Here is a 22,985-nt window from a genome sequence, read left to right on the forward strand (position 1 = left end):
TTTTTGCGAGCGCGTACAGTTGTTCGTTGCCGCGATGACAGTGATCTTGCGGGCCAGCGGACCCCTTCGGTTGATCGCTGACGAGAACATCTCTTGTCGATCGACGGTTTATTGAGTCTAACAGGCCCAGACTGCCCCGAGGCGTCACTGGGGCTTCAAGCGTGCGAGATCGAAATGCCCGGCCTGAGCAGACGAGCCATCCTGATGGGAGGCGCGGCATCGATGATGCTGCGCTCCGATCCATTGGCTGCCCTGCCGCTTCCCGGCCCGTCGGACACCTTCGCCGACAGTGTCGGCGTCAACGTGCATATCAGCAGCGAGCCATATGCGAGCAATTTCGACCGGTTTCACGAGCTGCTTGCGGCATCAGGCATTCGCCATCTGCGCGACGAGTTGCGACCTAGCAACGATCTCGATCGCTGGCGCGCGCTGAACAAACGCTCGAACATTCTGTTCAATGCTGTGGTGTCGCCGGCGACCAACACCGTGCCGGAGATGATGACCTATCTCGCCGCATTGGGCATCGAGCGCGTCTCAGCGATGGAGGGCCAGAACGAGGGCAACAGCGACTGGTTTCTGTCGCTGCCGCTGGCGAAGCCGGGCTGGAGCAATGTTGTCGTCAACTATCAGCGCGAGGTGCACGCTGCGCTGCGCGCGCGATATGCGGCGGCGGAGTTGCCGCTGCTGTCGCCCAGCGTCATCAACTGGAAGCCCGCCGACGTGGCGCTGCTGCGCCCGGCCGCGCAGTTCAGCGATGCCGTCGCCATCCATTCCTATGTGCAGCGTGCGCAGGAGCCGGAGACATCCGACGATTACGCCGCGGTGTCGTGGTATCTGCACAATATGCGCGACGCGTTCAAACCCGGTGCGCCCGCGCTGGCAACCGAATGCGGCTATTGCAATGTCGTGAAGCCCGGCACCTCCGGCGTTTCGGAGACAGCAGCGGCGCTCTATCTGCCGCGGCTGCTGCTCAACAACTTCCGCCTCGGCATTCTCCGGACATTCCTCTACGAATTCTTCGATGGCGGTACCGATCCCAACGACGGAGAACATCATTGGGGCCTCGTCCGCAATGACGGCTCGCCGAAGCCTGGCTACCATGCGATCCGAAATCTCTTGTCCGCACTGAAAGGCGCACGCCGCGCCAACAACGATCCGGCGCTACGCGTGGCATCCACGGCACCGGACCTGCGGCACATCGCGTTTCAGGATGCGCATGAACAACCGCTGCTTGCGGTATGGCGCGCGGTGCGCTGCTGGAATGTGGAGAAGGCTGAAGACATCCCGGTGCCCACGGAGCCGATCGACATCGCCGTCGATGGCCCTGCCGCTTCGCTCTCCTTCAACCGTCCGAATGACGATGCCGAGTGGCGCCGCGTGCCGGTGACCGACGGGCACGCGACGATCCCGCTGGACGGGCGCGTGGCGATCGTCCGGCGTTCCAGCTGATCTGGTATGACCTGCTGTGGCTTGAACCGCCCCGCCGCGCTTTGTATCCTGAAACTGCGTACGAACTGACGGTGAGCAGCAAAGTCTTTCAGACAAGGTCTTTTAGACTCTGCGGTCCGGCCAAGCATGCGACAGCTTCGCCTTCTGCTCCAAAATATAACGGATTCTCCCCCATATGGACTATGCGCCTTCCGCTCCGGCTCTTGCGGCCGAGACGCACGCTTTTCAGGTTCTGCTCGAAGATGGCGCCACAGCCAGCATACGCGTTTATGGAAAAGGTCCACGGATCATCTGCAGCCATGGCAATGGCCTCGCCATCGATGCTTTTCAAAGCTTCTGGCGCCTCTTCACGGATGACTATGAGACCGTGGTGTTCGACTTCCGTCATCACGGCCGCAGCAGTCCGTATCGCCAGCCCATCCCGCATGTCTGGCCGCAGCTCGTCCGCGACTATGAGGCGATCATGCAAGGGATCACGCGCGAACTCGGCGCGGCGCCGAGCCTCGGTGCATTTCATTCGATGAGCGCACTGACGACCCTGCTGCATGCCGCCGAATATGAGACGCCGTGGATCGGCATCGTCGGCTTCGAGCCGCCGGCGAGCTATCCGGAGTTCCAGAGTTTTCGCACGGAAAATGACAGGCTTGCCGGACGCGCCGCGCAGCGTCGCACCACCTTTCCGAATGTGCAGGAGCTGTTCGAGTCCTATCGCCGCAGCTCGGCATTTGCCGGCGTCGACGACGCCGGACTGCAAGCACTCGCCGCATCCACGCTGCGCTGGAACGACGACAGGCAGCTCTATGAACTCGCCTGTGCCAGGGAATTCGAGGCCAGCATCTTCACCATGCAGGATCTCCCGGGCGCCTGGGAGCGGATGTGCAGGGTCAGGCTGCCGGTGCAACTCGTCGCCGGTGAACCAAAGACGAGAACCAGCCCGTTTGTCGACATGGAGCGTGCCTTCGCGCGCGATGGCGGCTTCGCCTTCACCACCGTGCCCGATGCCTCGCATTTCATGCAAATGGAAAAGCCGGCCGAATGCGCCGCAATCGTCCGCGCCTTCCACGCGGGCCTGACGTGACCGCTCGGGAGTAACGCCGGGCTGCCATGCCGGCCGCGCAACCGGCTGGCAATCCGCCCCAGCCATGCCCACATGGCAAGGGCAATGGGAGCCCCGTCATGACCGCACTTTCGATCCTCGACCTCGTCCGCGTTACCCAGGACACCGATGCGCGCGGCGCGCTCGATAATTCCCGCGATCTCGCCGGCCATGCGGAGAAATGGGGCTATCAGCGCTTCTGGGTCGCCGAACATCACAACATGATCGGCATCGCCAGCGCCGCGACATCGGTGGTGATCGGCCATATCGCAGCGGGGACCAAAACCATTCGCGTCGGTGCCGGCGGCATCATGCTGCCGAACCATGCGCCCATCGTCATCGCCGAACAGTTCGGCACATTGGCGCGGCTGTTTCCCGGCCGCATTGATCTCGGCCTCGGCCGCGCACCCGGCACCGACCAGATGACCATGCGGGCGCTGCGCCGCTCGCTGCAGAATTCAGACAATTTCCCGCAGGACATCCAGGAGCTGCAGGCCTATTTCGCCCCGGCCGGCCCCAACCAGCGCCTGCAGGCGGTGCCTGCCGCGGGCACCAACGTGCCGCTATGGATTCTCGGCTCCTCGACCTATGGCGCGCAGCTCGCCGCGGCGCTCGGCCTGCCCTACGCTTTCGCCTCGCATTTCGCGCCCGACCAATTGCTGCAGGCCCTGCAGATCTATCACCAGCACTTCGAAGCCTCCGAACAGTCGGCGAAGCCGCATGCGATGGTCGGCGTCAACATCATCGCTGCCGACACCGATGCCGAAGCCAAGCGGTTATGGACCACGCAGCAGATGTCGTTCACCAACATGTTCCGCGGCACCCGCGGGCTGAGCGCGCCGCCGATCGACGATATCGAGACCTACTGGGCGCCAGCCGAGAAGATGCAGGCCATGGGCATGCTGCGGCGTTCGATCATCGGCTCGAAGGAGACGGTTCGCGCCGGCATCGCCGCGCTAGTCGAGGAGACCGGCGCGGATGAGCTGATGATCGTCTCCGACGTCTACGACCACGCCACGCGGCTCAAGTCCTATGAGATGATCGCCGAGGCGGCTGCGGGTCTCACCAAGACGCCGGCTCAAGCGACCGGCTGAGCGTTTCAGAAATTGATGGTGGTGCGGACGCCGAACACCGCGGCGTCCTTGATGCGCTTTGTCTGTGTGGCGTCGTTGGGATCGACGGCTCCTCCGGCGGGATGCATCACATATTGAAACACCGGCTGCACCGCCACGCCCGGCGCAACCGCGGCGAGATAGGTTACTTCCAGCACGGCTTCGAAATCGCGGATGGGCGATTGAATTCCGGTGAAAAGCTGCACGTCACGATCGAGCCCGCGCGCGCCATCCGAAATGCGCGCATAAGTCATCGCGATTCCGAACCTGTCATCCGGCCGCTCTGCCGAGAAACCCGACACCTGAATGCCGCCATCGAGATAGAAGCTGATCAGATTACGATCGGACGGGCTGATCGACGTGCGTGCAAAGAAGCCGATGCCCTTGTCCGGGCCGAGTGCACTGAAAGCGAGCCGCTGTTCGTAAACGGCGAAAACGCCGCGATTGCCGCGCCGCATCAGCGGCTCGCCGGTGCCGGCCGGATCGGCCTGCGACAGGCCCTGTGCGGTCCAGCGCTCGTCATCGAATTCGGCCAGATGCACCCAGCCGCCGCCGGTGATCGATCCGGGCAACTCCGACGGGCCGAGCTTGTAGGCATATTTCAGTTGCCCGATGATCCACGGCGGATCGTTGACGCGAAATGCAAGACCATGCGCGTTGGCGATCTGCGGATCATTCGGACCGGGCGCTGCCGCACTGCCATTGAACACCGCCAGATAGGCCGTGAACGCATCCGACAGACTGACCTTGAAACGAACGCCCGGCACGGCGAGTGGCGGCGAGGGTCCGCCCGCCGGCAGGATCACGCCGGTAATGCCGGGCCAGCCCAGCGCCGAATTGACGAAGATATCGTCATACTTGCTGTCGATGAACTCGATATCGGATGGCTGCTGACCGACCTTCACCAGCAGTCTGCCGCCGAACAGCGACTGTTCGATCCAGAATTCATAGAGCCGCGTCGCCGGCAGCGCTTCTATGCCGCTCACCAGCATCAGATTGCCGATATAGTCGCGCGACAGGCCAGGTCCGTGGATCTGATAGACATTGGCGTGAAAGGTCGCGCCGCTCCAGCCAACCGCCTTGTCGAGATCGACATCGACGCCAAAATCGAAACGCCCTTCATAGATGGCGCCGCGCCGGATGCCGCCGGAGGCATTGCCGAGCGCCTCGCCGATATAGGTGGCTGACAGTGCAACACCCCATTCGGCGAGCCGGTCATTGATCGGCTTCAGGCCGCTATCGCGCCAATCGCCGGCATGAGCCGATGACAGCGAGACCGTGCCACAGGCGACAAGGCCGGCGAGCGCCATCATCGCACGGGCCATCCAGCACGGAAACACACCAACCATGATAGCTACCTGATGATCTTGAGGCGCTTCATCACGGCATAGGCCGATGCTGACGAAATCAATATCAGTGCGCCCGCCCAGAGAAATCCGGTTTCGACATCGGTCAGCGGCAGTCCCTTGGTGTTCATACCGAAGATGCCGGTGACGAGCGTCGGCGGCAGCAGAAGCGCGGTAAGCACTGAAAGAACGCGAAGGCTTTCATTGCCGCGTTCCTCGATCTGCAGATGCAGCTCTTCCTGCAACAGCCGGCTGCGCTCGCGCATCTCGACCACATTGTGATCCAGCCCGTCGAGGCGCTGCGCCAGCTTGCCGGCACGCAGTTGCAGCGACGGTTTCAATTCACGCTGACCTTTGGCCTCAAGCCGCTGAAACACGATCCGCAGCCCGGAGAGCTGCCGATGCAGCCGCACGCAGGTCCGGCGCAGACGGCCGAGCTTCTGCAACATGTCACGGGAGTCGCCGGAGACCACCTGCTCCTCGATCTCGTCGAGCGATATCGCCAAACTGTCGGCGACGCCGTCCATGGTGTCGGCAACATTCTCCACGATCGTCTCAAGCAGCGCGGCCATGCTGTCGACCCGCTGGCCCTGCTCAAGCGAACGGCGCGTCGCATCGACGGCGCACAGCGCATGATGCCGGCCGCTGATCAACAAGCGTTCGGTCATCACGAAGCGCAGATAGCCGGTGTCTTCGGTCGCCTCGTCGATATCGCGCAACAGGTCCGAAATCACGCCATAGATACTGTCATCGGTGGCATGGAGTTGCTGATATGTGTCCTTGGACAGCAACAAGGCACGGGCCTGCTCCGGCGCATGCAATGGGATCTGCGCTAGCCATTGCAGCGCGCGCGCGTCAGTCAGGTTGAAATGCAGCCAGAGCAGCCCGCCGTGGACGAGATCGATGCCGGCATCGACCGGCAATGGCTCCGGCTTGCCGTCGGAATGGATGCGGAAGGCCCAGACCAGACCCGGAATCAGATCAGGCACGCCTGGTATGGACGTCACCTCTGCAGATGTAACCGGCACTTCAAGCTGCATCGGACACCCACCGTTTTTCACGCCACGCAATACGCATGCGCCACCAGAAAAATATCTGCCTGCGGCTCTCCGACTGTGTCAGTCCGCCGCAGGCACTTAATGACACCCTTGTTACAGGGGTATGTCAGCCGAGATGAGATGATGATCCGATTAGAAAAATCGGACCATCATCTCATCTCTTTGTTTTGAGCATGATCTTTCGGAAAACCGGTTTCCACTTTTCCGGATCATGCTCTATTCGGCGGCTTCTGCGAGTGCGTCGCTCTGCTTGTTGTAGTCATGGACGACGCGGCCATAGGGCAATGTCAGATCGGCCAGGAAATGATGGGCACCGATCACGCGGCGCACCGGAAAGTCGGCGACCGGCGCGTTGACGTGCGGGATCAGATGCAGACGGCCCGGGCCGAACCATGAGCCCTTAACGGTGATATCAGTCAGGTTGATCGCCACCAGCTGACAGACTTCCGCGCTGCCATCGACGCCGGGGATCAGCTTCAGGTTGATCTGGGTCTTGGAGAGCGTGGCGTGCGTCGCTTCGCCATTGCCGGCCATGGCGCCGTGCTTGTAGGCCATCGTGCCCATGGCAACCTGCTGCCCGGCATATTCCAGCGTACCGGTCAGCGTGTCCTTGACCACTTCGAGTTTCGGATGGGCGTATTTCTTCGGGAAGCCCCAGATCTCGCGCCCGGCAGCGATCGGCGGATCATCGTCCAGATACATCTGCGAGACGAAGTTGACGTCCTCGCCCTTGAAGCGTGCGGGGATCACGAGGCCGGTCTCGGTGTAGCTGCCGAAGCCTGAACTATCCGGCATCTTGATCCACTCATAATGCACGATCGGCTGTTCGATCGGCTCCAGTGGCTCGGGAAGACCCATCCGGATCAGGTCCGGATCGGTCTCATAGGTGATGACGAGGAATTCGCGATTGATGAAGCGATAGGGACCGGCGGGATAGCTCGGGCCGGCCATCGGCATCGACGGCAAACGGAGGATGTCTTCCTGGCGCATCGGAAACTCCTTGGGTGTGAAGTCGCTGGTTTAAACTCAGTGCGCGGTCCACCCGCCATCGACCGGCAGCGTGATGCCGGTGATCGAACGGGCGTGGTCGGTGCAGAGGAAATTGACGACCGAGGACAGTTCCTCGACGGTCACGAAACGTTTGGTCGGCTGGGCGGCGAGCAGCACGTCCGAGATCACCTGCTGCTCAGTGATGCCGCGCGCCTTGGCCTGCTCCGGGATCTGCTTCTCGACCAGCGGTGTCATCACATAGCCCGGGCATACCGCATTCACGGTGATGCCGTGTTCGGCGACTTCCAGCGCCGCCGTCTTGGTCAGCCCGGCAATGCCATGCTTGGCCGCGACATAGGCCGACTTGAACGGCGAGGCGACCAGCGCATGGGCCGAGGCAATGTTGACAATACGGCCCCAGGACTTCGCCTTCATGTGGGGGATGGCGAGACGTGTGGTGTGAAACGCACTCGACAGATTGATCGCCACGATCGCGTCCCACTTCTCGACCGGGAATTCCTCGAGCGGCGCGACATATTGAATGCCGGCATTGTTGACCAGGATATCGACGCCGCCGAACTCCTGCTCCGCCTGCGCCATCATCGCCGCGATGTCATTGCCGTCGGCCATGTTGGCGCCGCTATAGAGCACCCGGACCTGATGGCTGTCGGCAAGCTCGCTGCGGATGGCCTCGATCTCATTGGCATCGCCGAAGCCGTTGAGCACGATATTGACGCCGCTGGCCGCGAGGCCGCGCGCGATGCCAAGGCCGATGCCGCTGGTGGAGCCGGTGATGATGGCGGACTTTCCAGACAGCATGCGCGCAACCCTTCGTAAGCAAACGTTAATATCTGCTTCTTTGCTAGCGATCCTGTTTGACGGCGGTATGAGGAATTTCCTTCAGCCGCGTGACGCGCTTCATGGACTGATGCGCAATGATTGAATTTGCTATTTGTCACAACGCCGTCACTGCTCATCTAAATTCTGCCGCCAACATCATGTGATCGTTGAGGAGAAGACCCAGATGGATGCGCGGACACCCGATTCAGACATGACGGCCGACACCGGCTGGCGCCCTGACCGCTGCGATCGTGTAGCACTGGTGCTGCAGGGCGGCGGCGCCCTCGGCGCCTATCAGGCCGGCGTGTATCAGGCGCTATATGAGCAAGGCATGGAGCCGGACTGGGTGTGCGGCGTATCGATCGGCGCGATCAATTCGGCGATCATCGCCGGCAATCCGCCGGAAGACCGGCTGGAGAAGCTGCAGATCTTCTGGGACCGCATCACCGCCCGCAAGGTCTGGCACTACACACCGGACGGCGACGTCTACCGCAAGGCCCGCAATCTCGCGAGCTCCCTCATGACCACGACCCTCGGACAGCCCGGCTTCTTCAAGCCGCACGAGATCAATCCGTGGTTCAGTCCGGCCGGTGCAAAGACGGCGACGAGCTATTACGACACCTCGCCGCTGCGCGACACGCTGCTCGAACTGGTCGATTTCGATCTGATCAATTCGCGCAAGACGCACTTCGCCGTCGGCGCAGTGAACGTCATCACCGGCAACTTCCTGTATTTCGACAACAAGAAGGAAGTCATCGCGCCCGAACACGTGATGGCATCAGGCGCACTGCCGCCAGCTTTGCCGATGGTGAAGATCGGCACCGATCATTTCTGGGATGGCGGCATCGTCTCCAACACGCCGCTGCAGCACCTGCTCGACCAGGAAGACAGGATGAACTCGCTGGTCTTCCAGGTCGACCTGTTCAGCGCCCGCGGCGTGCTGCCGCGCGATATTCAGGAGGTCCTGGCCCGGCACAAGGACATCGTCTACTCGTCCCGCACCCGCCACAACACCGACATCTACCGGCGCATGAACAATCTGAAGTCGGAGCTCTACAAGGTCTTGCAGCGCATTCCCGACGACCAGCTCAGCGACGAGGAGCGCGCGCGGCGTGACAGCCTGTCGGATCTGCCGGAGATCACCATCCTGCAAATGATCTATCAGCAGAAGGCCTATGAGGGCGATTCCAAGGACCACGAGTTCTCGGCAACCTCGATGCGCGAGCACTGGCAGAGCGGCCTCGACGATACCCGCCGCACATTGAAGCGCCGCGACTGGCTGGCGCTGCCGGAGCAAGGCAAGGGCATCGTGGTGCACGACGTGCATCGCGAGAGCAGTTCGTAGGACATATTATTCGTCATTCCGGGGCGCATGAAGGCGGCGAAGCCGCTGAAATGCGAACCCGGAATCCCGAAGTGTTTTGCAAAGCATTCTGGGATTCCGGGTTCGCGTGCGCGAAGATGCGCACACGCCCCGGAATGACAGCGTTGTTCGATAAAAAAGCCCGCGCAGATGATGCGCGGGCCTTCTTCTTTTCGCGATCTGAAAGAGCGAGGCCGCTACGCTTCCACAGCGGCCTCGTCTGTTCTCAGAACAACTGGCTGAACAGCACGTAGAGCGAGGCCGAGAGCATGATGGCGCAGGGCAGCGTCAGCACCCAGGCCATCAGCAGGTTGCGGATGGTGGCCATCTGCAGGCCCGAACCGTTCGCCGCCATGGTGCCGGCGACGCCGGACGACAGCACGTGGGTGGTCGAGACCGGCAGACCGAACACGTCGGCGGCACCGATGGTGGCCGCAGCCACGAGTTCGGCCGAAGCGCCCTGCGCATAGGTCAGATGCGTCTTGCCGATCTTCTCACCGACGGTGACGACGATGCGCTTCCAGCCGACCATGGTGCCGAGGCCGAGTGCGATGGCCACGGCGATCTTCACCCAATCCGGGATGAACTTGGTCGCGGCATCGAGCGAGCCTTTATAGGCATTGAGCGTCGCGACATCTTCCTTGTTGAGGTCGTTTTCCTTGTCCTTCATCAGGAAGCGGATGGCTTCCGATGCGAGATACATGTCGTTACGGGTGTTGCCGACGGATTCCGCGGGCACCTTGTCGAGCGTGCCGTAGCTGCGGACCTGATCGCCGACCTGCTGCACGAGAACGGCGAGCGACGGATAGGTGCCTTCGCTGATCTTGCGCTGCGAGACATAGGTGGTCACCGCCGGACGGGGATCGCCGATGATGCTATGGCCGGCACCCTTGGCTGCGATCACCTTTGCGGCCGCGATGGAGTTGACCTGGAACTGGGCGACGCGGGATTCTGGCAATGCGCGGTTGAGCGCATAGGCGGTCGGCACGGTGCCGATCAGCACCAGCATGATCAGGCCCATGCCCTTCTGACCGTCATTCGAACCATGTGCGAAGGACACGCCGGTGCAGGTCGCGATCAGGATGCCGCGGATCCACAACGGCGGCGCCTTGTTGCCGTCCGGTGCTGCGTACAAAGCAGGGTTACGCACGAGGAACTTCAGCACCAGCAGCAGGATGGCGGCGCAGGCGAAGCCGAACAGCGGCGACAGTAGCAGCGCATAGCCGATTTCGGTGGCCTTGCCCCAATCCACACCCGAGGTGCCATCACGGCCGCGCATCAGCGCATTGGCGATACCGACGCCGATGATCGAACCGATCAGCGTGTGCGAGCTGGAGGCCGGCAGGCCGAGATACCAGGTGCCGAGATTCCAGATGATCGCTGCGATCAGCAGCGCGAACACCATGGCAAAGCCGGCGCCGCTGGAGACCTGCAGGATCAATTCGACCGGCAACAGCGAGACGATGCCGAAGGCCACCGCGCCCGTGGAGAACAGCACGCCGAGGAAGTTGAAGAAGCCCGACCACATCACGGCGAATTCCGCCGGCAGCGAGTGGGTGTAGATGACCGTGGCAACCGCATTGGCGGTGTCATGGAAGCCGTTGACGAATTCGAAGCCGAGCGCGATCAGCAGCGCCACGAACAGCAGGAGGTAAGGCAGGTAGCTGGTAACGCGGGTGCCGGTGGCATTGACGTCGACATAAATGCTGTAGGCGACGAACAGGAGGCCGGCGGCCAGGATCCCGAAAAACAGGATCATCGTCAGCGGGTTAAAGCCCTTGTCGAGATTGGGCCGCGACGCCGGCTCAACAGCCGCGCCTCCGGAAATCGATTGATTGGCAGTGAAATCGGTCATGAAACGCCCCCGTTACAGGTTAAGAGGCGTTAATCTCTGCACCACGGATGCGAAGCCCGGATGACAGGCGCGACAATTTGTCTGTTGCGGGTTGTGACAGTCATGCGTCGCCGACGGGCCGGCATGTGACAGGCGCTCAGATCGCCGACGCGACCTTTTCAAGTCCGATCATGCGCGCCAGTGCACGGACTTCGCGCTTCTGATCCTCACGCAACTGGAACAACAACGGCATCGCAGCGGACTTGAGCTGCTGCACCTCGTCGCTATCGGGATCGATCGGCGGCGCGCCGGCTGACGGACTGGCCTGTTTGGTCTCGTGGATCCTGCGCGCCACGTTGCGCAGCGCCGCTTCGACGCCGGGCCAGTACGATTCCTGCGACGCCGTCAGATTGAGCCGGGTCTTGATCGCCGAAATCTGCGCATCGCTGAGCAGCGTATAGGTCTTCTGCACCGGCTTGGCAGCAGCCTTGGGCTTGGCGGTCGGCTGCGGCACCACGATCGGTGCAAGCACCGTCGAACCGGGTGCTTCGATCGGACTGTCGGATGCAAAGGCCTGGCGCAACGGACTGCCGTCGACGCTCGGGACCTGCTGCGGATCGAGCGACGCCATCATGGCGCCGGCCAATGGCAACCTGTCTTTCTTGCCTTGCGTATTGGAAACCGGTCCGCGCGACACCGCGACCGAATTTTGCGCGGCACTGTCGTCATATGACAGCGACAGCGATGGGATGCTATCGCGACCGAGGATGCTCGCAACAGCCACGCCGGTCAGCAACAGGCAGCCCAGCACAAGAAGGGTCAGCGCACGCGTCAAGCCAGTCTCCGAAATTCAGGACTACCAGAGGTACCTGTCCTCACAAATGGAGATTAATTATGGCCTAACCATACCAGAACGGTGCGATAATACTCACATAGGTTCAGGCGGCGTTGGCGAGAACATAGGCTTCCTGGATATCGCTCACGATATCGGAAGCTTCCCACAGCGCATCCGGAGCGACCGATTGCATGCTGATGGTCCAGTTTGCGCCCTTTCCGGCGCGGGGCGTGCTGACGATGTCGAACTGCACCTCGCGGCACAGCGGATGACGGCCGAAGGCTGCGGCCACGCGTGCCTTGATCTCCTCGATCGTGGCCGGCGTCTTCGCGAAATAGGCTTCGATATCCATGATGGCCCCTGAATCGGTTGATTCCCGACTGGGGCATTGTTGGTTCCACAGGATTTAATGAATGGTTAATTTCGCTGCGCCGCTGGCAGATTGATACCACCCCGGCCGGAGGGGGCTTAGCCCAGCAGTTGATCGAGCCGATCCCGGAGCTGATCCTGATGATACGGCTTGGCAAGCCGGGGCAGATCGAGCTGAGCGCCTTCGGGCAAATCCGCGTAGCCAGTGGCGAGCAGGACCGGCAGCGACGGCCGCATTTCGCGGGAATAAGCCGCAAGCTCGATGCCGGTCATGCCGGGCATCATGTGATCGGTCATCATCAGATCGAGCGGCTCGTCGCTTTTCAGAATCTCCAGCGCATGCCGCCCCGAAGTCGCGGGGATCACGCGATGGCCGAGATCCTCCAGCATCTCCGTCGTCGACATCGCGATGAGAGGATCGTCATCGACAAACAGGATCACGGCAGAGCGCGCGGCGTGGCGCATGACATGGGCCGTATCGGCGGCCTCCGGCTTCCTGTCGGTGACCGGCAGCACGAGGGTCGCCGTCGTTCCCTTGCCGACGACGCTCGAGAGATCGAGCGTGCCGCCGAGCTGTACAGCCAGACCGTGCACCATGGACAGACCGAGACCGGTACCCTTGCCGACCGGCTTGGTCGAGAAGAACGGCTCGATCGCCTTCTTCAATGTCTCCGGCGACATGCCGGCGCCATTGTCGATGATCGACACCTTGAGATAGTCGCCGGGCTTCAGAGCCGGGTCGCCCTTGCCGACCCTATGCTTCTTCACCTTGATATCGATGGAGCCGCCGTCCTGCATGGCGTCGCGCGCATTGATCGCGAGATTGAGGATGGCGAGTTCGAGCTGATTGGGATCGATCTGCGCCCGCGGCAGATCGTCGGGAATATCGAGACGCAGCGCCACGCGCGGCCCGAGCGAGCGCTCAAGCAGATCGCTCATGCCGCGGACCAGCGCGCCGAGATCGACAGCCACCGCTTTCAGATCCTGCTGCCGTGCAAAGGCCAGCAGCCGCTGCGTCAGTGATGCGCCGCGTTCGGCGCCCTGCATGGCACCATCGACCAGTCGTTTCAGGCGCGGATCATCCGGCATGCGCTTGCGCAGCAGATCGAGATTACCCATCACCGCCATCAGCAGATTGTTGAAGTCATGCGCGACGCCGCCGGTGAGCTGGCCGATGGTCTCCATCTTCTGCGCCTGGCGCAGTTGGTCCTGCGCCTTCTCGCGCGCCGCAACTTCCTTCATCAGGTCGTTGCTGCGTTCCTCGACACGCTGTTCGAGTGTCGCCGTAAGCTCGGCAAGCGCGGACCGCTCCGCCGTCAACTGCTCCAGCAAGTTGTCGCGATCGATATCGGCAGACTTTCGCGCCGTGATATCGACGGAGACGCCGACCAGCGTTTTCGGCTTGCCGTCAGGCCCACGGACCATGCGCGCGCGCGTCTCGACCCAATGCACCGAGCCGTCCGGCCAGATATTGCGGTATTCGACATTGTAATCCGCGCCGGCCATCAGCGTCGCATCGAGCGCCTGCTGGCGTTGCTCGCGATCATCGGGATGAACCGCGGCCTGCAACTCCCTGAACGTGAACGACTGATCCGGCCGGCGGCCGAAGCATGCCTTGGTCGTATCCGAGACCTCAAGCCCAAGTTCGGGCAGATGCAATTCGAGCGTCCCGAGCCGTCCCGCATCGAGCGCCGTCTGCAGCAGCCCCTGACTGTCGCCAAGATCTTCGAGAATGGCACGCGTCTGATACTGACGCCGGCGCGCGCGGACGGCCGAACCGACGATCGAAATCAGGGTTGTCGGGTGAAACGGGCGCTCGATGAACGTCACATTGCCGAGTAACTGTCCGAGCCGCGCGGCATCCGGGTTGCGCTCCGGTCCGCCGCCCTGACGTGTCAGCAGGATGATCGGGAAATCGGACCACGACGGCTGATCATGCAGCCAGCTGCCGAGGCCGCGCAGATCAACGGTCTTGATCGCCTCGTCAGCAATGACAGCCACGCCGGCGCCGCCCTTGATCTCGTCGAGCAGCGTCGGAAAATCCGCGCAGGGTTGCGCGTAAAAACCGGCCTCGCGGATTAATGCCGCAGCCACTGCAGAATCGCGCCCTGTGGGAGCAAGGATGACAGCGCGCTCGGAGGAACGCCCCGGTTTCACGCCGAGGATCCCTCAAGCAGAGAATTTTGACCGTTGTAAATGGGTACGCCACGCAACACGCCCTGGAATTCGCTCAGCGGCGCGCCGATCGTGAGACCTCGCCCGTCGATCCGGTACTCGCGAATGGTCGACTCATGCGCACCGGTTCGCTTCTTGATCACGGACATCGCACGGCGAACGCTGCCGCTTGCTTCGAAGTAACGGAGCAGGATCACGGTATCGGCGAGATAGGTGACGTCCACCGGCGCCTTCATATCGCCGACGAGGCCATGCTGCGCCACCGTCATGAATGTCGCGGCGCCCCTGCGATTGAGATATTGCAGCAGCTCATGCATGTGCAGGATCAGCGAATTCTCTTCCGGCATCGAGGCCTGATAGCCATTCAGACTGTCGATCACGACGGTCTTGATGTTGTGCTCGTCGATCTGACGACGGACGCGATGCGCAAATTCACCGGGCGACAATTCGGCGGCATCGACCTGTTCGACAAACAGATGCCCGCTTTCCTGCATGGCAGGCAGATCGATTCCGATCCCCTTCATGCGATCGAACAGCAGTCCAAGCTCCTCGTCGAAGATAAACATTGCAGCCTTCTCGCCGCGCTTCACTGCTGCGACTACATTGACGATCGCAGTGAGTGATTTGCCGGTGCCCGCGGGCCCGAGAATCAATGTGCTGGAGCCGGTCTCGATCCCGCCACCGAGCAGTTGATCGAGTTGCGCAATGCCGCTCGACTTGGTCTTGCGGTCCATGCTGTTGCGGAATTCGGATGCGACCAGCCGAGGAAAAACGTTAAGCCCGCCCGTGGTGATGGTGGCATCGTGGTAGCCGCCGCGAAACTTGACACCGCGATATTTGATCACCCGCGCACGCCGACGCTCTGCGCCATAGGAGGGTGCCAGTTCTTCGAGCCGCAGCACGCCATGCGCGACGCTGTGCACTGTCTTGTCGGCCACTTCAGCCGTGAGGTCGTCGAGCAACATCACCGTCGTGCCGAATTTTGCGAAGTAATGCTTGATGGCCAGTATCTGGCGGCGATAACGCAACGAGCTCTGCGCCAGCAATCGGATTTCCGACAGGCTGTCCAAGACGACCCTGCTCGGCTGGGTGCGTTCCACGGCCTCGAATATCTGCTTGGTGGTTTCACCGAGTTCGAGGTCGGACGAATAGAGCAGGCTCTGTTGCTGATCCTCGTCAAGCAGGCTTTCCGGCGGCAGGAGCTCGAAAACTTCAATGCTCTTGTCGAGGGTCCAGCCATGGGACGCTGCGCCATCGCGCAACTCACTATCCGTCTCGGATAGCGTGATGTAGAGACCCTTCTCTCCGATCCGCGCGCCCTCCAGCAAGAACTGCAACGCGACCGTGGTCTTGCCTGTCCCCGGCGCGCCTTCGACAAGAAAAATGTGACCTCGGGAGAATCCGCCGGAGAGGATATTATCCAATCCCCAGATGCCGGTCCTGGCTTTGTCGTCCTGCACGTGCGTCGAACTCATACTGCCCCCTGACGCGCGATAACCGGGGCAATATCAATCGGTTCCCTGTCCAGACCAAAAATTCTAGAAAGCGCGGCGGTCGTCAACGTTTCTCAATGACCAGGCTCTGAACGGCCCGGCCGAAATAACCATCGATATCGGCGAGCTTCGACGCAGCAAGACCGGCGCCATCCGGTCCGATCCAGCTCTCCCCGTCCAGCAGGATCCAGTCGCCCACCGGCGGACGCGACAGGCTCACGGTGAGGTCCGCATTCAGGAAGGTCCAGTCGTCGAAACTCAGCACCGGTGACGAGCCGTTGCTGAAGTCGGCCGCAATGACGGCACGCATCACCTGCGAGAGGCCGGCGCCTTCGACGATCGGCCGGTTGGCCCGGTACCAGATCGCGCCCGGCCCGAGCGAGAGGAAGCCGCCGCGCACAGCGCGAATGGTCATGCCGGTGACGAAGGGACTGCTGGCGTAACGTGGCTCCAGCAATCCACCCTGATCCGGCGGCGGCACCGTGACCGGCGGATCGGCGATCTCCGACGGAAGCGCCTGCGCCTCCGCCCTGATCTTCAGCACCGTCGCACGCACCACGACGGTGCCGTTCGCTATCAGTCTGACGCCAACGAGCTGAATCTTGCGACCCTCGCGCAGCACTTCCGTCTCGAAAGTGAGCGGCGCTACCGGCACCGGCCGCAACAAGTCGATGGTGACGCGCGTCACATGCATCGGACTTGCGGTCGGCATCTGTTCGGCCAACCACGTCACCAGCGCCGATGGCGCCGAGCCGTGCTGCATCGTCTCATTCCACGGACCCGCAGCATGCGGGCTGGTGACGACATGATTGCCGTCGACGCGATAGATGGCGTCCATCAGATCGGCCTTCTCACTGCAGGATCAGAGCGGCGGATCGATCGCTTCGTCATATTCCTTCTTGAAGCGCGCAACGAGCTCGGCCACCGGCACGACCTTCGACACGCTGCCGATGCCCTGGCCGCTGCCCCAGATCTCCTTCCAGGCCTTTGGCTTGGCACGCTCGCCACTGGCGTCGGTGCCGAAATTCATCTTGGTCGGATCGGACTCCGGCAGATTGTCCGGATCCATGCCGGCGGCGACGATGGACGGCTTCAGGTAGTTGCCGTGAACGCCGGTGAAGAGATTCGAATAGACGATGTCTTCCGAGCCGGAAGCCGCGATCATGTCCTTGTAGCCAGGCACCGCATTCGCTTCGGTAGTGGCGATGAAGGCCGAACCGATATAGGCGAAGTCGGCACCGAGGATACGCGCGGCGCGAATGGCGCGGCCGTTGGCGATGGCGCCCGACAGTGCGATCGGACCGTCGAACCACTGCCGGGTCTCGGCGACGAACGCGAGCGGCGAAATCTCGCCAGCATGACCGCCGGCGCCTGCCGCAACGAGGATCAGGCCGTCAGCCCCCTTCTCGATCGCCTTGTGCGCGAAACGCTGATTGATGACGTCATGAAACACGATGCCGCCCCAGGCATGGGCCGCCTGATTGAGTTCTTCACGCGCGCCAAGCGAGGTGATCATCATCGGCACTTTATGCTTTTCGCAAAGCGCCATGTCCTGCTCGAGCCGGTTGTTGGACTTGTGCACGATCTGGTTGACCGCGAAGGGTGCGGAGAGCCGATCCGGATGCGCCTTGTCATGCGCGGCGAGTTCTTCCTTGATCCGGTGCAGCCATTCGTCGAGCAGCGCCGCCGGACGTGCATTCAGCGCGGGAAACGCGCCGACGATACCCGCTTTGCACTGCGCGATGACGAGATCCGGCACCGAAATGATGAACAGCGGCGAACCGATCACGGGCAGCGACAGGCGGTTCTTGAACAAAGCCGGCATCGACATGGGAAATTCCTCGACTTCTTTTCTTGATTTGTGCGCGATCCTGCGCGCCTGCCCCCGGTCGATCCGGGTGCGGGCGGACGATGCCAGAAGCGTGGGGCGGATGGCAATTGCGCTGCGGGAGAAAAAAGCCGGACCCCGAGCGGCGTTCGTCCGGTACGCGGAATAATGGGGCACCACATTATCGAGGTGGCGCCCCATTATCGGGATGACTGATCGATTGTCGGCAAGCGCCCGATCAAGCGGGTTCTGACATCGTCACACGGTGCTTGACGCTGGGACGCTCGTTCATCCTTGCGTACCAGGCGTGGAGAGCCTCGTACTCCGCAGGCACCTCGAGTTTCACGAGACCGGCGAAGATCAAACCGCCAATTACCGTGATATCGGCCATCGAGAAAAAATTGCCGGCGATGAATGGCTGCTTTTTCAACACCCCGTCAAAGTACACCATTCCCCTGAGCGCCTTGTCGCGCTGGCGGAAACCCCACTCGGCATTTTGATAGATCTCGACGTGGGGTCCGAGCCCCGGTGTCGCGTGATGGAAATAGACACTGATAGCGTCGAGCAGCTCCAGCTCGGCACGCTTGCTCATCATGTGAATCAAGCCCGTCTCGCGCGGCGTGCCGCCGGTGAGTGTGGGTGAGCCCTCAAGTCCGTCGAGATACTCGGTAATGGCCGTGCATTCGGCAATGAAAGTGCCGTCGTCGAGTTCGAGCACCGGCAACGTGCCTGAGTAATTCTTGACGAGGAATTCGGGCTTCTTGTGTTCGCCTTTGGTGAGATCGACCGACACAAAATTGATACGCGATCGGAGGTTCTTCTCGGCCACAGCGATCCGGACGCGCGCCGGGTAAGGCCCTGTGCTCCAATCGTGAATCGTCATCATCGGGAGCTTTGTTGCGTCGCCATTGGAGATCTGAGTATTCATCAATTCATCCTACCTATCAGTTGGTAGGTCGATTTACGGCTTTGATTTACAGGCGTCAACGCCTATCTATCACTTGGTAGGCCGCAAACACGGGGTTGTGAGACCGGGATATGAGTTCGAACTCCAGAGAAGCCATCTTGGCGGCCGCGAAACTGACCGCGCAGGCCCATGGCTATAGCGGCCTGAATTTCCGCGATCTCGCGGCAGATGTGGGCATCAAGGCCGCGAGCATCTACCATCACTTCCCGAGCAAGGCCGATCTCGGCGCCGCCGTCGCCAGGCGCTATTGGGAGGACTCGGCCGCCTATCTGGAGGCACTGCTCGCCGAGTCCACGGATCCGGCCGCCTGTCTCCGCCTATATCCCGGCACGTTCCGCAAGGCGCTGGAGAGCGGCAACCGCATGTGCCTCTGCAGCTTCATGGCCGCCGAATATGACGACCTTCCGGAGCCGGTGAAGAAAGAGATCCGGACCTTCACCGATATCAACGTGGCATGGCTGAGCAAGGTTCTCGCCGCTGTGACCGCCGCGAGCCCTGAGAAGAGCGAACCGCGCGCGCGCGCTATCTTCGCCGCCATCACCGGCGCCCAGCTGATGGCAAGAAGCCGCGCGGATGTCTCGCTCTATGACACGCTCATCGAGAGTTATCGCGCAGCGGGTCTGTTGCCGGCATAGACCTACTGGCAGAGCGCCTGGGTGACGTAATTTTCCGTCTTGCAGTCACCCGGCTCCGGCGCGCGGCCGGGGATCATAGCCCTGGGCGAGCAGCTTTGCGCGGCGTCGGTGTCGAGGCTCTTGCCGTCCTTGAAGCCCTTGCTCTGACACAGTTTGTCTGAGGCCGCCTTGCAGTCGGGTGCGCCATTGGCAGCGACCGGACAAGCCACCCGTCCCTTCACCACCGTGTTCAGCTTGGTCAGGCTGTCGGTGCCGAGCGACGGCATGGTGGGCAGCGACGGCAGCAGCGAGGTGGAATTCTTGAACAGCTTGCCGATCTCGTTGAACAGGCCGGGATTCTCGGGCGCCGGGGGCGGTGACGGCGGCGGCGCCTGTTCAGCCATCGGAGCCGGCGCGAAAGCCGCGGCAGGCGGGGGTGCGGCCGAGGGAGCCGGGACAACCTGAATCGTGATCGACTTCTGCGGAGCCGGCTGCTGCTGCATCGCCTGCGACCAGGCGCACATCGTAGCTGCGCCCACGGTCAGCACCGCGATCGCAGCGACGACGCAGTTGCGGGTTACCGGAGCCAACAGACGGGTCAAATCGAACATGATGCGGAACGTATCCCGGCACCTGCGCCGGGGGAAGCATTCAGATCTAGAACAGCCGGAATGCGATGATGAAGCCGAGCACCAGAACGCCGACACCCAGCGCAACCCACAGACCCAGACGCTTCTCGATGGTCTCGCGAATCCATACGCCGTACCGGTTGAGCAGGATGGCGACGACATAGAAGCGCACGCCACGGGCAACCACCGACAGCGCGATGAACATCCAGATATTATAGTTGGCGAAACCTGACGTGATGGTGACAAGCTTGTAGGGGATCGGCGTCAGCCCCTTCAGCAGGATGATCCATGCGCCATATTCGGCATAGCCGGCGCGGAATGCCTCGACCTTGTCGCCATAGCCATAGAAATGAATGACCCATTGGCCGACGGAGTCATACAGCACCGCGCCGATGAGATATCCCACCACGCCGCCGAGCACTGAGGTAATGGTGCAAATGCCCGCATAGAGCCAGGCCTTCTGTGGCCGGGCCAGCGCCATCGGAATCAACATCACATCCGGCGGCACCGGAAAGAACGAACTTTCCGCGAAGGACACGATGCCCAAAATCCAGAGGGCATAGGGCTTGTGGGCGGCGTCGATACACCAGTCATACATTCGTCTGAGCATGGTTCGCGATGAACCATCCTGACGCCGATTTGTCTATGGCTGGGCTGACACGCGTGAGACGAAAAGCTTAACTCAATTTGCGAAGGCGACGACCTTCGAGCGCGACAATTGGCCGCCGCGCAGCGCTTTGCTCGATGGATTTGGGCCGTTTCGGCGGTTTCGGGAGCTTTTCGGCGATACCGAGCATGTCTTCACGCCGGCTCATCTCGGCCCAGACCTGCTCAGGACGCACGCCCGCGGCCGCCCACAATACAGTCAAATTGTAGAGAAGATCGGCGCTTTCGCGGATCACGGCGTCCGGTTTGCGGTTGATCGCATCGATGACGACCTCGATGGCTTCTTCGGCGAGCTTCTTCGCCATCTTTTCCGGCCCCTGCTGATAAAGCCGGGCCGTTCGCGAGACCGAGGGATCGAGATCCTTGGCCGCGATCACCGCCTGATAAAGCCGGTCGAGCGAATCACTCATGCAACTACACTATCCCAAAGCCGTGGCCAGCGCGTTAACGCCTGGCTTTCAAGTGTCTGCAACGACGTCAAAACGCCGGCCGCAAGCGCGACCGGCGTTTGATAGTTAAGTGACAGTTGCATGACGAAATAAGTTGTGACCGATCGCGAACTACCAGGTCATACGACGCGAATTATCATAACCATGACCACCGCCATAGCCGCGATACGGCACGCCACCGTAATAGGCAGGACCGCCATCATAATAGGCCGGGCCACCACCGTAGTAGCCGTAGCCCGGGCCATTATCGTAGTAATAGTCGCGACGGCTCTGCGTGGCAGCGATTGCGCCAATGGTACCGACGATGGCGCCAAAGGCCGCAAGGCCGGCGGCATTGCCGCCACCGCGATAATGGCGACGGCGCGCGCTGCTGAAATCAGTCGCATCGCTGGTGCCGTGAGTTGCCACAGCCTGGCTCGTGTTCTTGGCGACAGGCGCCGCAAATGCTCCGGTCGGCGCAATTGCCGAGATCGTCATGGCCGCGACGGTCGCCACGATGGCGGCGCGGCCGGTCTTATTAAACAATCCATTTCGTACGAACATCTCAATGTCCTCCGTGGTCGTCTGGCCCTGTGGGCCTCTGTATAGCCAACCACTTCGGCCACTATGAGTTCCCCAACCCCAACGGCAGCTGAACGATCGGTGTCCAAATCGGGGCAGTCATCTCCCGTTCAGCCTTTTACGGTTAGAAACGACGCGCAAGATGTCGCACCATGGCGCCATCAATCAGACATGCCCGGCGGGGTAACTGCCGGTCCGTCAGTCGTTAAGTATCTTGATGCCCAGAAACGCGACCAACATTTCCCGGCGGCATGTCCTCCTCTCGCTGAGTGCGCTGGGCTCCGTCGCTTTTTGCGCATCATCGGGACACGCCGCTGCTGACGACAAGGCGCCTGACGACAAAGCACCGACCAATATCCAGTTTGCGCTCGATCGCGCAGTCGATGCGATTGCCGCACCTTTCGTGCTCGCCGATGCCCGCGGCCTGTACCGGGCCGAGAACTTGAATGTAACCACCACCGTGGCCGCGGGATCGAAGGAGGCCATCGCGCGGATCGCTTCCGGCGCCTGCGACATGGCGCTGGCCGATCTCAATGCGTTGATCCGCTATCGCGGCGACACCGACGCCGCGACAGTGAAAGCCGTCTTCGTGCTGCTCAATGTAGCACCCTACGCCATCGTCGCCCGCAAGAGCCGCGGCGTGATCTCGCTCGGTAGCCTTGAAGGAAAAGTGCTTGGGGTCGCTGATCGCGATCTCGCGATCCGGCTATGGCCGGCACTGGCCAAGCGCAACAACATCAAGCTTGCAGCCGTGAAGCTGGAGAGGATCAGCGCCGCGGTGCGCGAACCGATGCTCTCGGCCGGTCAGGTCGATGCGGTCACCGGCTTCTCCTATCTCTCGGCGGTCAACCTGCGCGACCGCGGCGTCCCCGCGGATGACCTGGCAGTGTTTCGTTTCGCCGAGTTCGGCTCCGCCGCCTATGGCCTCGCGCTGATCGTCAATCCGAAATTCGCTGCCGCCAGACCTGAGGCCGTGAAAGCATTCATTCGTGCCGTCACCGCCGGGACGCAGTTGGCGATCCAGGACCCGGCCAAGGCGATCACCGACGTCATGACCCAGATGGAGAATGGTTCGCGCGAGCTCGAACTGACGCGGCTCCACATTGCCATTACCGACAATATCCTGACCGACGACGTCCGCCGCGACGGGCTGGGTGGCATCGACGCCGCACGCTTTGAGGCGTCGCTCAACGAGATCGCCGAAGATTTTACCTTCAAGAAGCGGCCCTCAGCCGCGGACATCTTCGACGACAGCTTCCTGCCGGGCTCGGTCGGCCGCAAGATGAACTGAAGAAGTTCAACTGAACAACT

The 22,985-nt window shown here is 61.8% G+C and carries 22 protein-coding genes; 6 read left to right on the top strand and 16 right to left on the bottom strand.

Translation table 11 applies throughout. The features are described from left to right. The first annotated feature begins 174 nt into the window (after nt 1-174). From CHC01_RS28160 to CHC01_RS28170, 3 genes are all read left to right on the top strand, one after another. Nucleotides 175-1,449, top strand: coding sequence for a hypothetical protein (locus CHC01_RS28160; protein ID WP_244558548.1), 1,275 nt, complete (start codon nt 175-177; stop codon nt 1,447-1,449). Nucleotides 1,450-1,624: 175 nt separating this feature from the next. Then, nucleotides 1,625-2,527: an alpha/beta fold hydrolase gene (locus CHC01_RS28165; protein WP_089267654.1), complete on the top strand. Its 903-nt coding sequence runs from the start codon at nt 1,625-1,627 to the stop codon at nt 2,525-2,527. 98 nt (nt 2,528-2,625) lie between these two features. Continuing rightward, a complete protein-coding gene (locus CHC01_RS28170; RefSeq protein ID WP_089267655.1) occupies nt 2,626-3,639 on the top strand; it encodes an LLM class flavin-dependent oxidoreductase in 1,014 nt (337 codons plus the stop codon). A gap of 5 nt (nt 3,640-3,644) precedes the next feature. On the opposite strand, the gene CHC01_RS28175 is transcribed toward CHC01_RS28170, so the two are convergent. The 4 genes from CHC01_RS28175 to CHC01_RS28190 all read right to left on the bottom strand — a co-directional run bounded on the left by CHC01_RS28175 (nt 3,645) and on the right by CHC01_RS28190 (nt 7,870). Next, nucleotides 3,645-5,006: a carbohydrate porin gene (locus CHC01_RS28175; protein WP_244558549.1), complete on the bottom strand. Its 1,362-nt coding sequence runs from the start codon at nt 5,004-5,006 to the stop codon at nt 3,645-3,647. A 5-nt stretch (nt 5,007-5,011) separates the two neighbouring features. After that, nucleotides 5,012-6,043, bottom strand: coding sequence for a transporter (locus CHC01_RS28180; protein WP_089267656.1), 1,032 nt, complete (start codon nt 6,041-6,043; stop codon nt 5,012-5,014). 234 nt (nt 6,044-6,277) lie between these two features. Beyond that, nucleotides 6,278-7,051 (bottom strand): acetoacetate decarboxylase, encoded by a 774-nt coding sequence (locus CHC01_RS28185; RefSeq protein ID WP_089267657.1) that lies wholly within the window; start codon nt 7,049-7,051, stop codon nt 6,278-6,280. Between the two features lie 36 nt (nt 7,052-7,087). Beyond that, nucleotides 7,088-7,870, bottom strand: coding sequence for a 3-hydroxybutyrate dehydrogenase (locus CHC01_RS28190; RefSeq protein WP_089267658.1), 783 nt, complete (start codon nt 7,868-7,870; stop codon nt 7,088-7,090). A 205-nt stretch (nt 7,871-8,075) separates the two neighbouring features. On the opposite strand from CHC01_RS28190, the gene CHC01_RS28195 reads away from it, so the two are divergent. Continuing rightward, entirely contained in the window at nt 8,076-9,236 is a 1,161-nt protein-coding gene (locus CHC01_RS28195; protein ID WP_089267842.1) for a patatin-like phospholipase family protein, read from the top strand. Between the two features lie 244 nt (nt 9,237-9,480). On the opposite strand, the gene CHC01_RS28200 is transcribed toward CHC01_RS28195, so the two are convergent. From CHC01_RS28200 to CHC01_RS28235, 8 genes are all read right to left on the bottom strand, one after another. Continuing rightward, the gene (locus CHC01_RS28200; RefSeq protein WP_089267659.1) at nt 9,481-11,109 is read right to left on the bottom strand and encodes an inorganic phosphate transporter; all 1,629 of its coding nucleotides are present in this window, start codon (nt 11,107-11,109) and stop codon (nt 9,481-9,483) included. 136 nt (nt 11,110-11,245) lie between these two features. Further along, nucleotides 11,246-11,923, bottom strand: a complete 678-nt coding sequence (locus CHC01_RS28205; protein WP_089267660.1) for a hypothetical protein — start codon at nt 11,921-11,923, stop codon at nt 11,246-11,248. 103 nt (nt 11,924-12,026) lie between these two features. Beyond that, entirely contained in the window at nt 12,027-12,275 is a 249-nt protein-coding gene (locus CHC01_RS28210) for a hypothetical protein (RefSeq protein WP_068729285.1), read from the bottom strand. Nucleotides 12,276-12,391: 116 nt separating this feature from the next. After that, nucleotides 12,392-14,386: a hybrid sensor histidine kinase/response regulator gene (locus CHC01_RS28215; RefSeq protein WP_244558550.1), complete on the bottom strand. Its 1,995-nt coding sequence runs from the start codon at nt 14,384-14,386 to the stop codon at nt 12,392-12,394. Between the two features lie 59 nt (nt 14,387-14,445). Then, the gene (locus tag CHC01_RS28220; protein ID WP_089267662.1) at nt 14,446-15,942 is read right to left on the bottom strand and encodes an ATPase domain-containing protein; all 1,497 of its coding nucleotides are present in this window, start codon (nt 15,940-15,942) and stop codon (nt 14,446-14,448) included. Between the two features lie 82 nt (nt 15,943-16,024). Continuing rightward, nucleotides 16,025-16,798, bottom strand: coding sequence for a thioesterase family protein (locus CHC01_RS28225; protein WP_089267663.1), 774 nt, complete (start codon nt 16,796-16,798; stop codon nt 16,025-16,027). Nucleotides 16,799-16,822: 24 nt separating this feature from the next. After that, entirely contained in the window at nt 16,823-17,791 is a 969-nt protein-coding gene (locus CHC01_RS28230) for an NAD(P)H-dependent flavin oxidoreductase (protein ID WP_068729293.1), read from the bottom strand. Between the two features lie 235 nt (nt 17,792-18,026). Further along, nucleotides 18,027-18,671, bottom strand: coding sequence for a glutathione S-transferase (locus CHC01_RS28235; RefSeq protein WP_089267843.1), 645 nt, complete (start codon nt 18,669-18,671; stop codon nt 18,027-18,029). Nucleotides 18,672-18,826: 155 nt separating this feature from the next. Here CHC01_RS28235 and CHC01_RS28240 point away from each other — a divergent pair, with 155 nt between their 5' ends. Next, nucleotides 18,827-19,390 (top strand): TetR/AcrR family transcriptional regulator, encoded by a 564-nt coding sequence (locus tag CHC01_RS28240; protein WP_089267664.1) that lies wholly within the window; start codon nt 18,827-18,829, stop codon nt 19,388-19,390. Between the two features lie 2 nt (nt 19,391-19,392). Here CHC01_RS28240 and CHC01_RS28245 read toward each other — a convergent pair whose 3' ends face one another. The 4 genes from CHC01_RS28245 to CHC01_RS28260 all read right to left on the bottom strand — a co-directional run bounded on the left by CHC01_RS28245 (nt 19,393) and on the right by CHC01_RS28260 (nt 21,656). After that, nucleotides 19,393-19,980 (bottom strand): hypothetical protein, encoded by a 588-nt coding sequence (locus CHC01_RS28245; RefSeq protein ID WP_244558551.1) that lies wholly within the window; start codon nt 19,978-19,980, stop codon nt 19,393-19,395. A 46-nt stretch (nt 19,981-20,026) separates the two neighbouring features. After that, complete coding sequence (locus CHC01_RS28250) at nt 20,027-20,608, bottom strand: YqaA family protein (RefSeq protein ID WP_089267665.1); 582 nt, start codon at nt 20,606-20,608, stop codon at nt 20,027-20,029. A 67-nt stretch (nt 20,609-20,675) separates the two neighbouring features. Then, nucleotides 20,676-21,074 carry a phosphoribosyl-ATP diphosphatase gene (hisE, locus tag CHC01_RS28255; protein ID WP_089267666.1) on the bottom strand — a complete coding sequence of 133 codons (399 nt, stop codon included), beginning with the start codon at nt 21,072-21,074 and terminating at the stop codon, nt 20,676-20,678. Nucleotides 21,075-21,224: 150 nt separating this feature from the next. Beyond that, nucleotides 21,225-21,656 carry a hypothetical protein gene (locus CHC01_RS28260; RefSeq protein WP_089267667.1) on the bottom strand — a complete coding sequence of 144 codons (432 nt, stop codon included), beginning with the start codon at nt 21,654-21,656 and terminating at the stop codon, nt 21,225-21,227. A 235-nt stretch (nt 21,657-21,891) separates the two neighbouring features. Between CHC01_RS28260 and CHC01_RS28265 the strand changes: the two genes are divergently transcribed. After that, complete coding sequence (locus CHC01_RS28265; RefSeq protein WP_089267668.1) at nt 21,892-22,965, top strand: ABC transporter substrate-binding protein; 1,074 nt, start codon at nt 21,892-21,894, stop codon at nt 22,963-22,965. The last annotated feature ends 20 nt before the right edge of the window (nt 22,966-22,985 follow it).

Source organism: Tardiphaga sp. OK246, from assembly GCF_900188215.1.
GTDB lineage: Bacteria > Pseudomonadota > Alphaproteobacteria > Rhizobiales > Xanthobacteraceae > Tardiphaga > Tardiphaga robiniae.

Bases quoted from the DNA above. Each gene is read 5' to 3' on its own strand.
- CHC01_RS28200 (WP_089267659.1), bottom strand. From the start codon at position 11,109: ATGACCGATTTCACTGCCAATCAATCGATTTCCGGAGGCGCGGCTGTT.
- CHC01_RS28240 (WP_089267664.1), top strand. From the start codon at position 18,827: ATGAGTTCGAACTCCAGAGAAGCCATCTTGGCGGCCGCGAAACTGACC.
- CHC01_RS28165 (WP_089267654.1), top strand. From the start codon at position 1,625: ATGGACTATGCGCCTTCCGCTCCGGCTCTTGCGGCCGAGACGCACGCT.
- CHC01_RS28160 (WP_244558548.1), top strand. From the start codon at position 175: ATGCCCGGCCTGAGCAGACGAGCCATCCTGATGGGAGGCGCGGCATCG.
- CHC01_RS28245 (WP_244558551.1), bottom strand. From the start codon at position 19,980: ATGTTCGATTTGACCCGTCTGTTGGCTCCGGTAACCCGCAACTGCGTC.
- CHC01_RS28265 (WP_089267668.1), top strand. From the start codon at position 21,892: ATGCCCAGAAACGCGACCAACATTTCCCGGCGGCATGTCCTCCTCTCG.
- CHC01_RS28230 (WP_068729293.1), bottom strand. From the start codon at position 17,791: ATGTCGATGCCGGCTTTGTTCAAGAACCGCCTGTCGCTGCCCGTGATC.
- CHC01_RS28210 (WP_068729285.1), bottom strand. From the start codon at position 12,275: ATGGATATCGAAGCCTATTTCGCGAAGACGCCGGCCACGATCGAGGAG.
- CHC01_RS28260 (WP_089267667.1), bottom strand. From the start codon at position 21,656: ATGTTCGTACGAAATGGATTGTTTAATAAGACCGGCCGCGCCGCCATC.
- CHC01_RS28180 (WP_089267656.1), bottom strand. From the start codon at position 6,043: ATGCAGCTTGAAGTGCCGGTTACATCTGCAGAGGTGACGTCCATACCA.
- hisE (WP_089267666.1), bottom strand. From the start codon at position 21,074: ATGAGTGATTCGCTCGACCGGCTTTATCAGGCGGTGATCGCGGCCAAG.
- CHC01_RS28170 (WP_089267655.1), top strand. From the start codon at position 2,626: ATGACCGCACTTTCGATCCTCGACCTCGTCCGCGTTACCCAGGACACC.
- CHC01_RS28175 (WP_244558549.1), bottom strand. From the start codon at position 5,006: ATGGTTGGTGTGTTTCCGTGCTGGATGGCCCGTGCGATGATGGCGCTC.
- CHC01_RS28225 (WP_089267663.1), bottom strand. From the start codon at position 16,798: ATGGACGCCATCTATCGCGTCGACGGCAATCATGTCGTCACCAGCCCG.
- CHC01_RS28190 (WP_089267658.1), bottom strand. From the start codon at position 7,870: ATGCTGTCTGGAAAGTCCGCCATCATCACCGGCTCCACCAGCGGCATC.
- CHC01_RS28185 (WP_089267657.1), bottom strand. From the start codon at position 7,051: ATGCGCCAGGAAGACATCCTCCGTTTGCCGTCGATGCCGATGGCCGGC.
- CHC01_RS28195 (WP_089267842.1), top strand. From the start codon at position 8,076: ATGGATGCGCGGACACCCGATTCAGACATGACGGCCGACACCGGCTGG.
- CHC01_RS28250 (WP_089267665.1), bottom strand. From the start codon at position 20,608: ATGCTCAGACGAATGTATGACTGGTGTATCGACGCCGCCCACAAGCCC.
- CHC01_RS28235 (WP_089267843.1), bottom strand. From the start codon at position 18,671: ATGACGATTCACGATTGGAGCACAGGGCCTTACCCGGCGCGCGTCCGG.
- CHC01_RS28220 (WP_089267662.1), bottom strand. From the start codon at position 15,942: ATGAGTTCGACGCACGTGCAGGACGACAAAGCCAGGACCGGCATCTGG.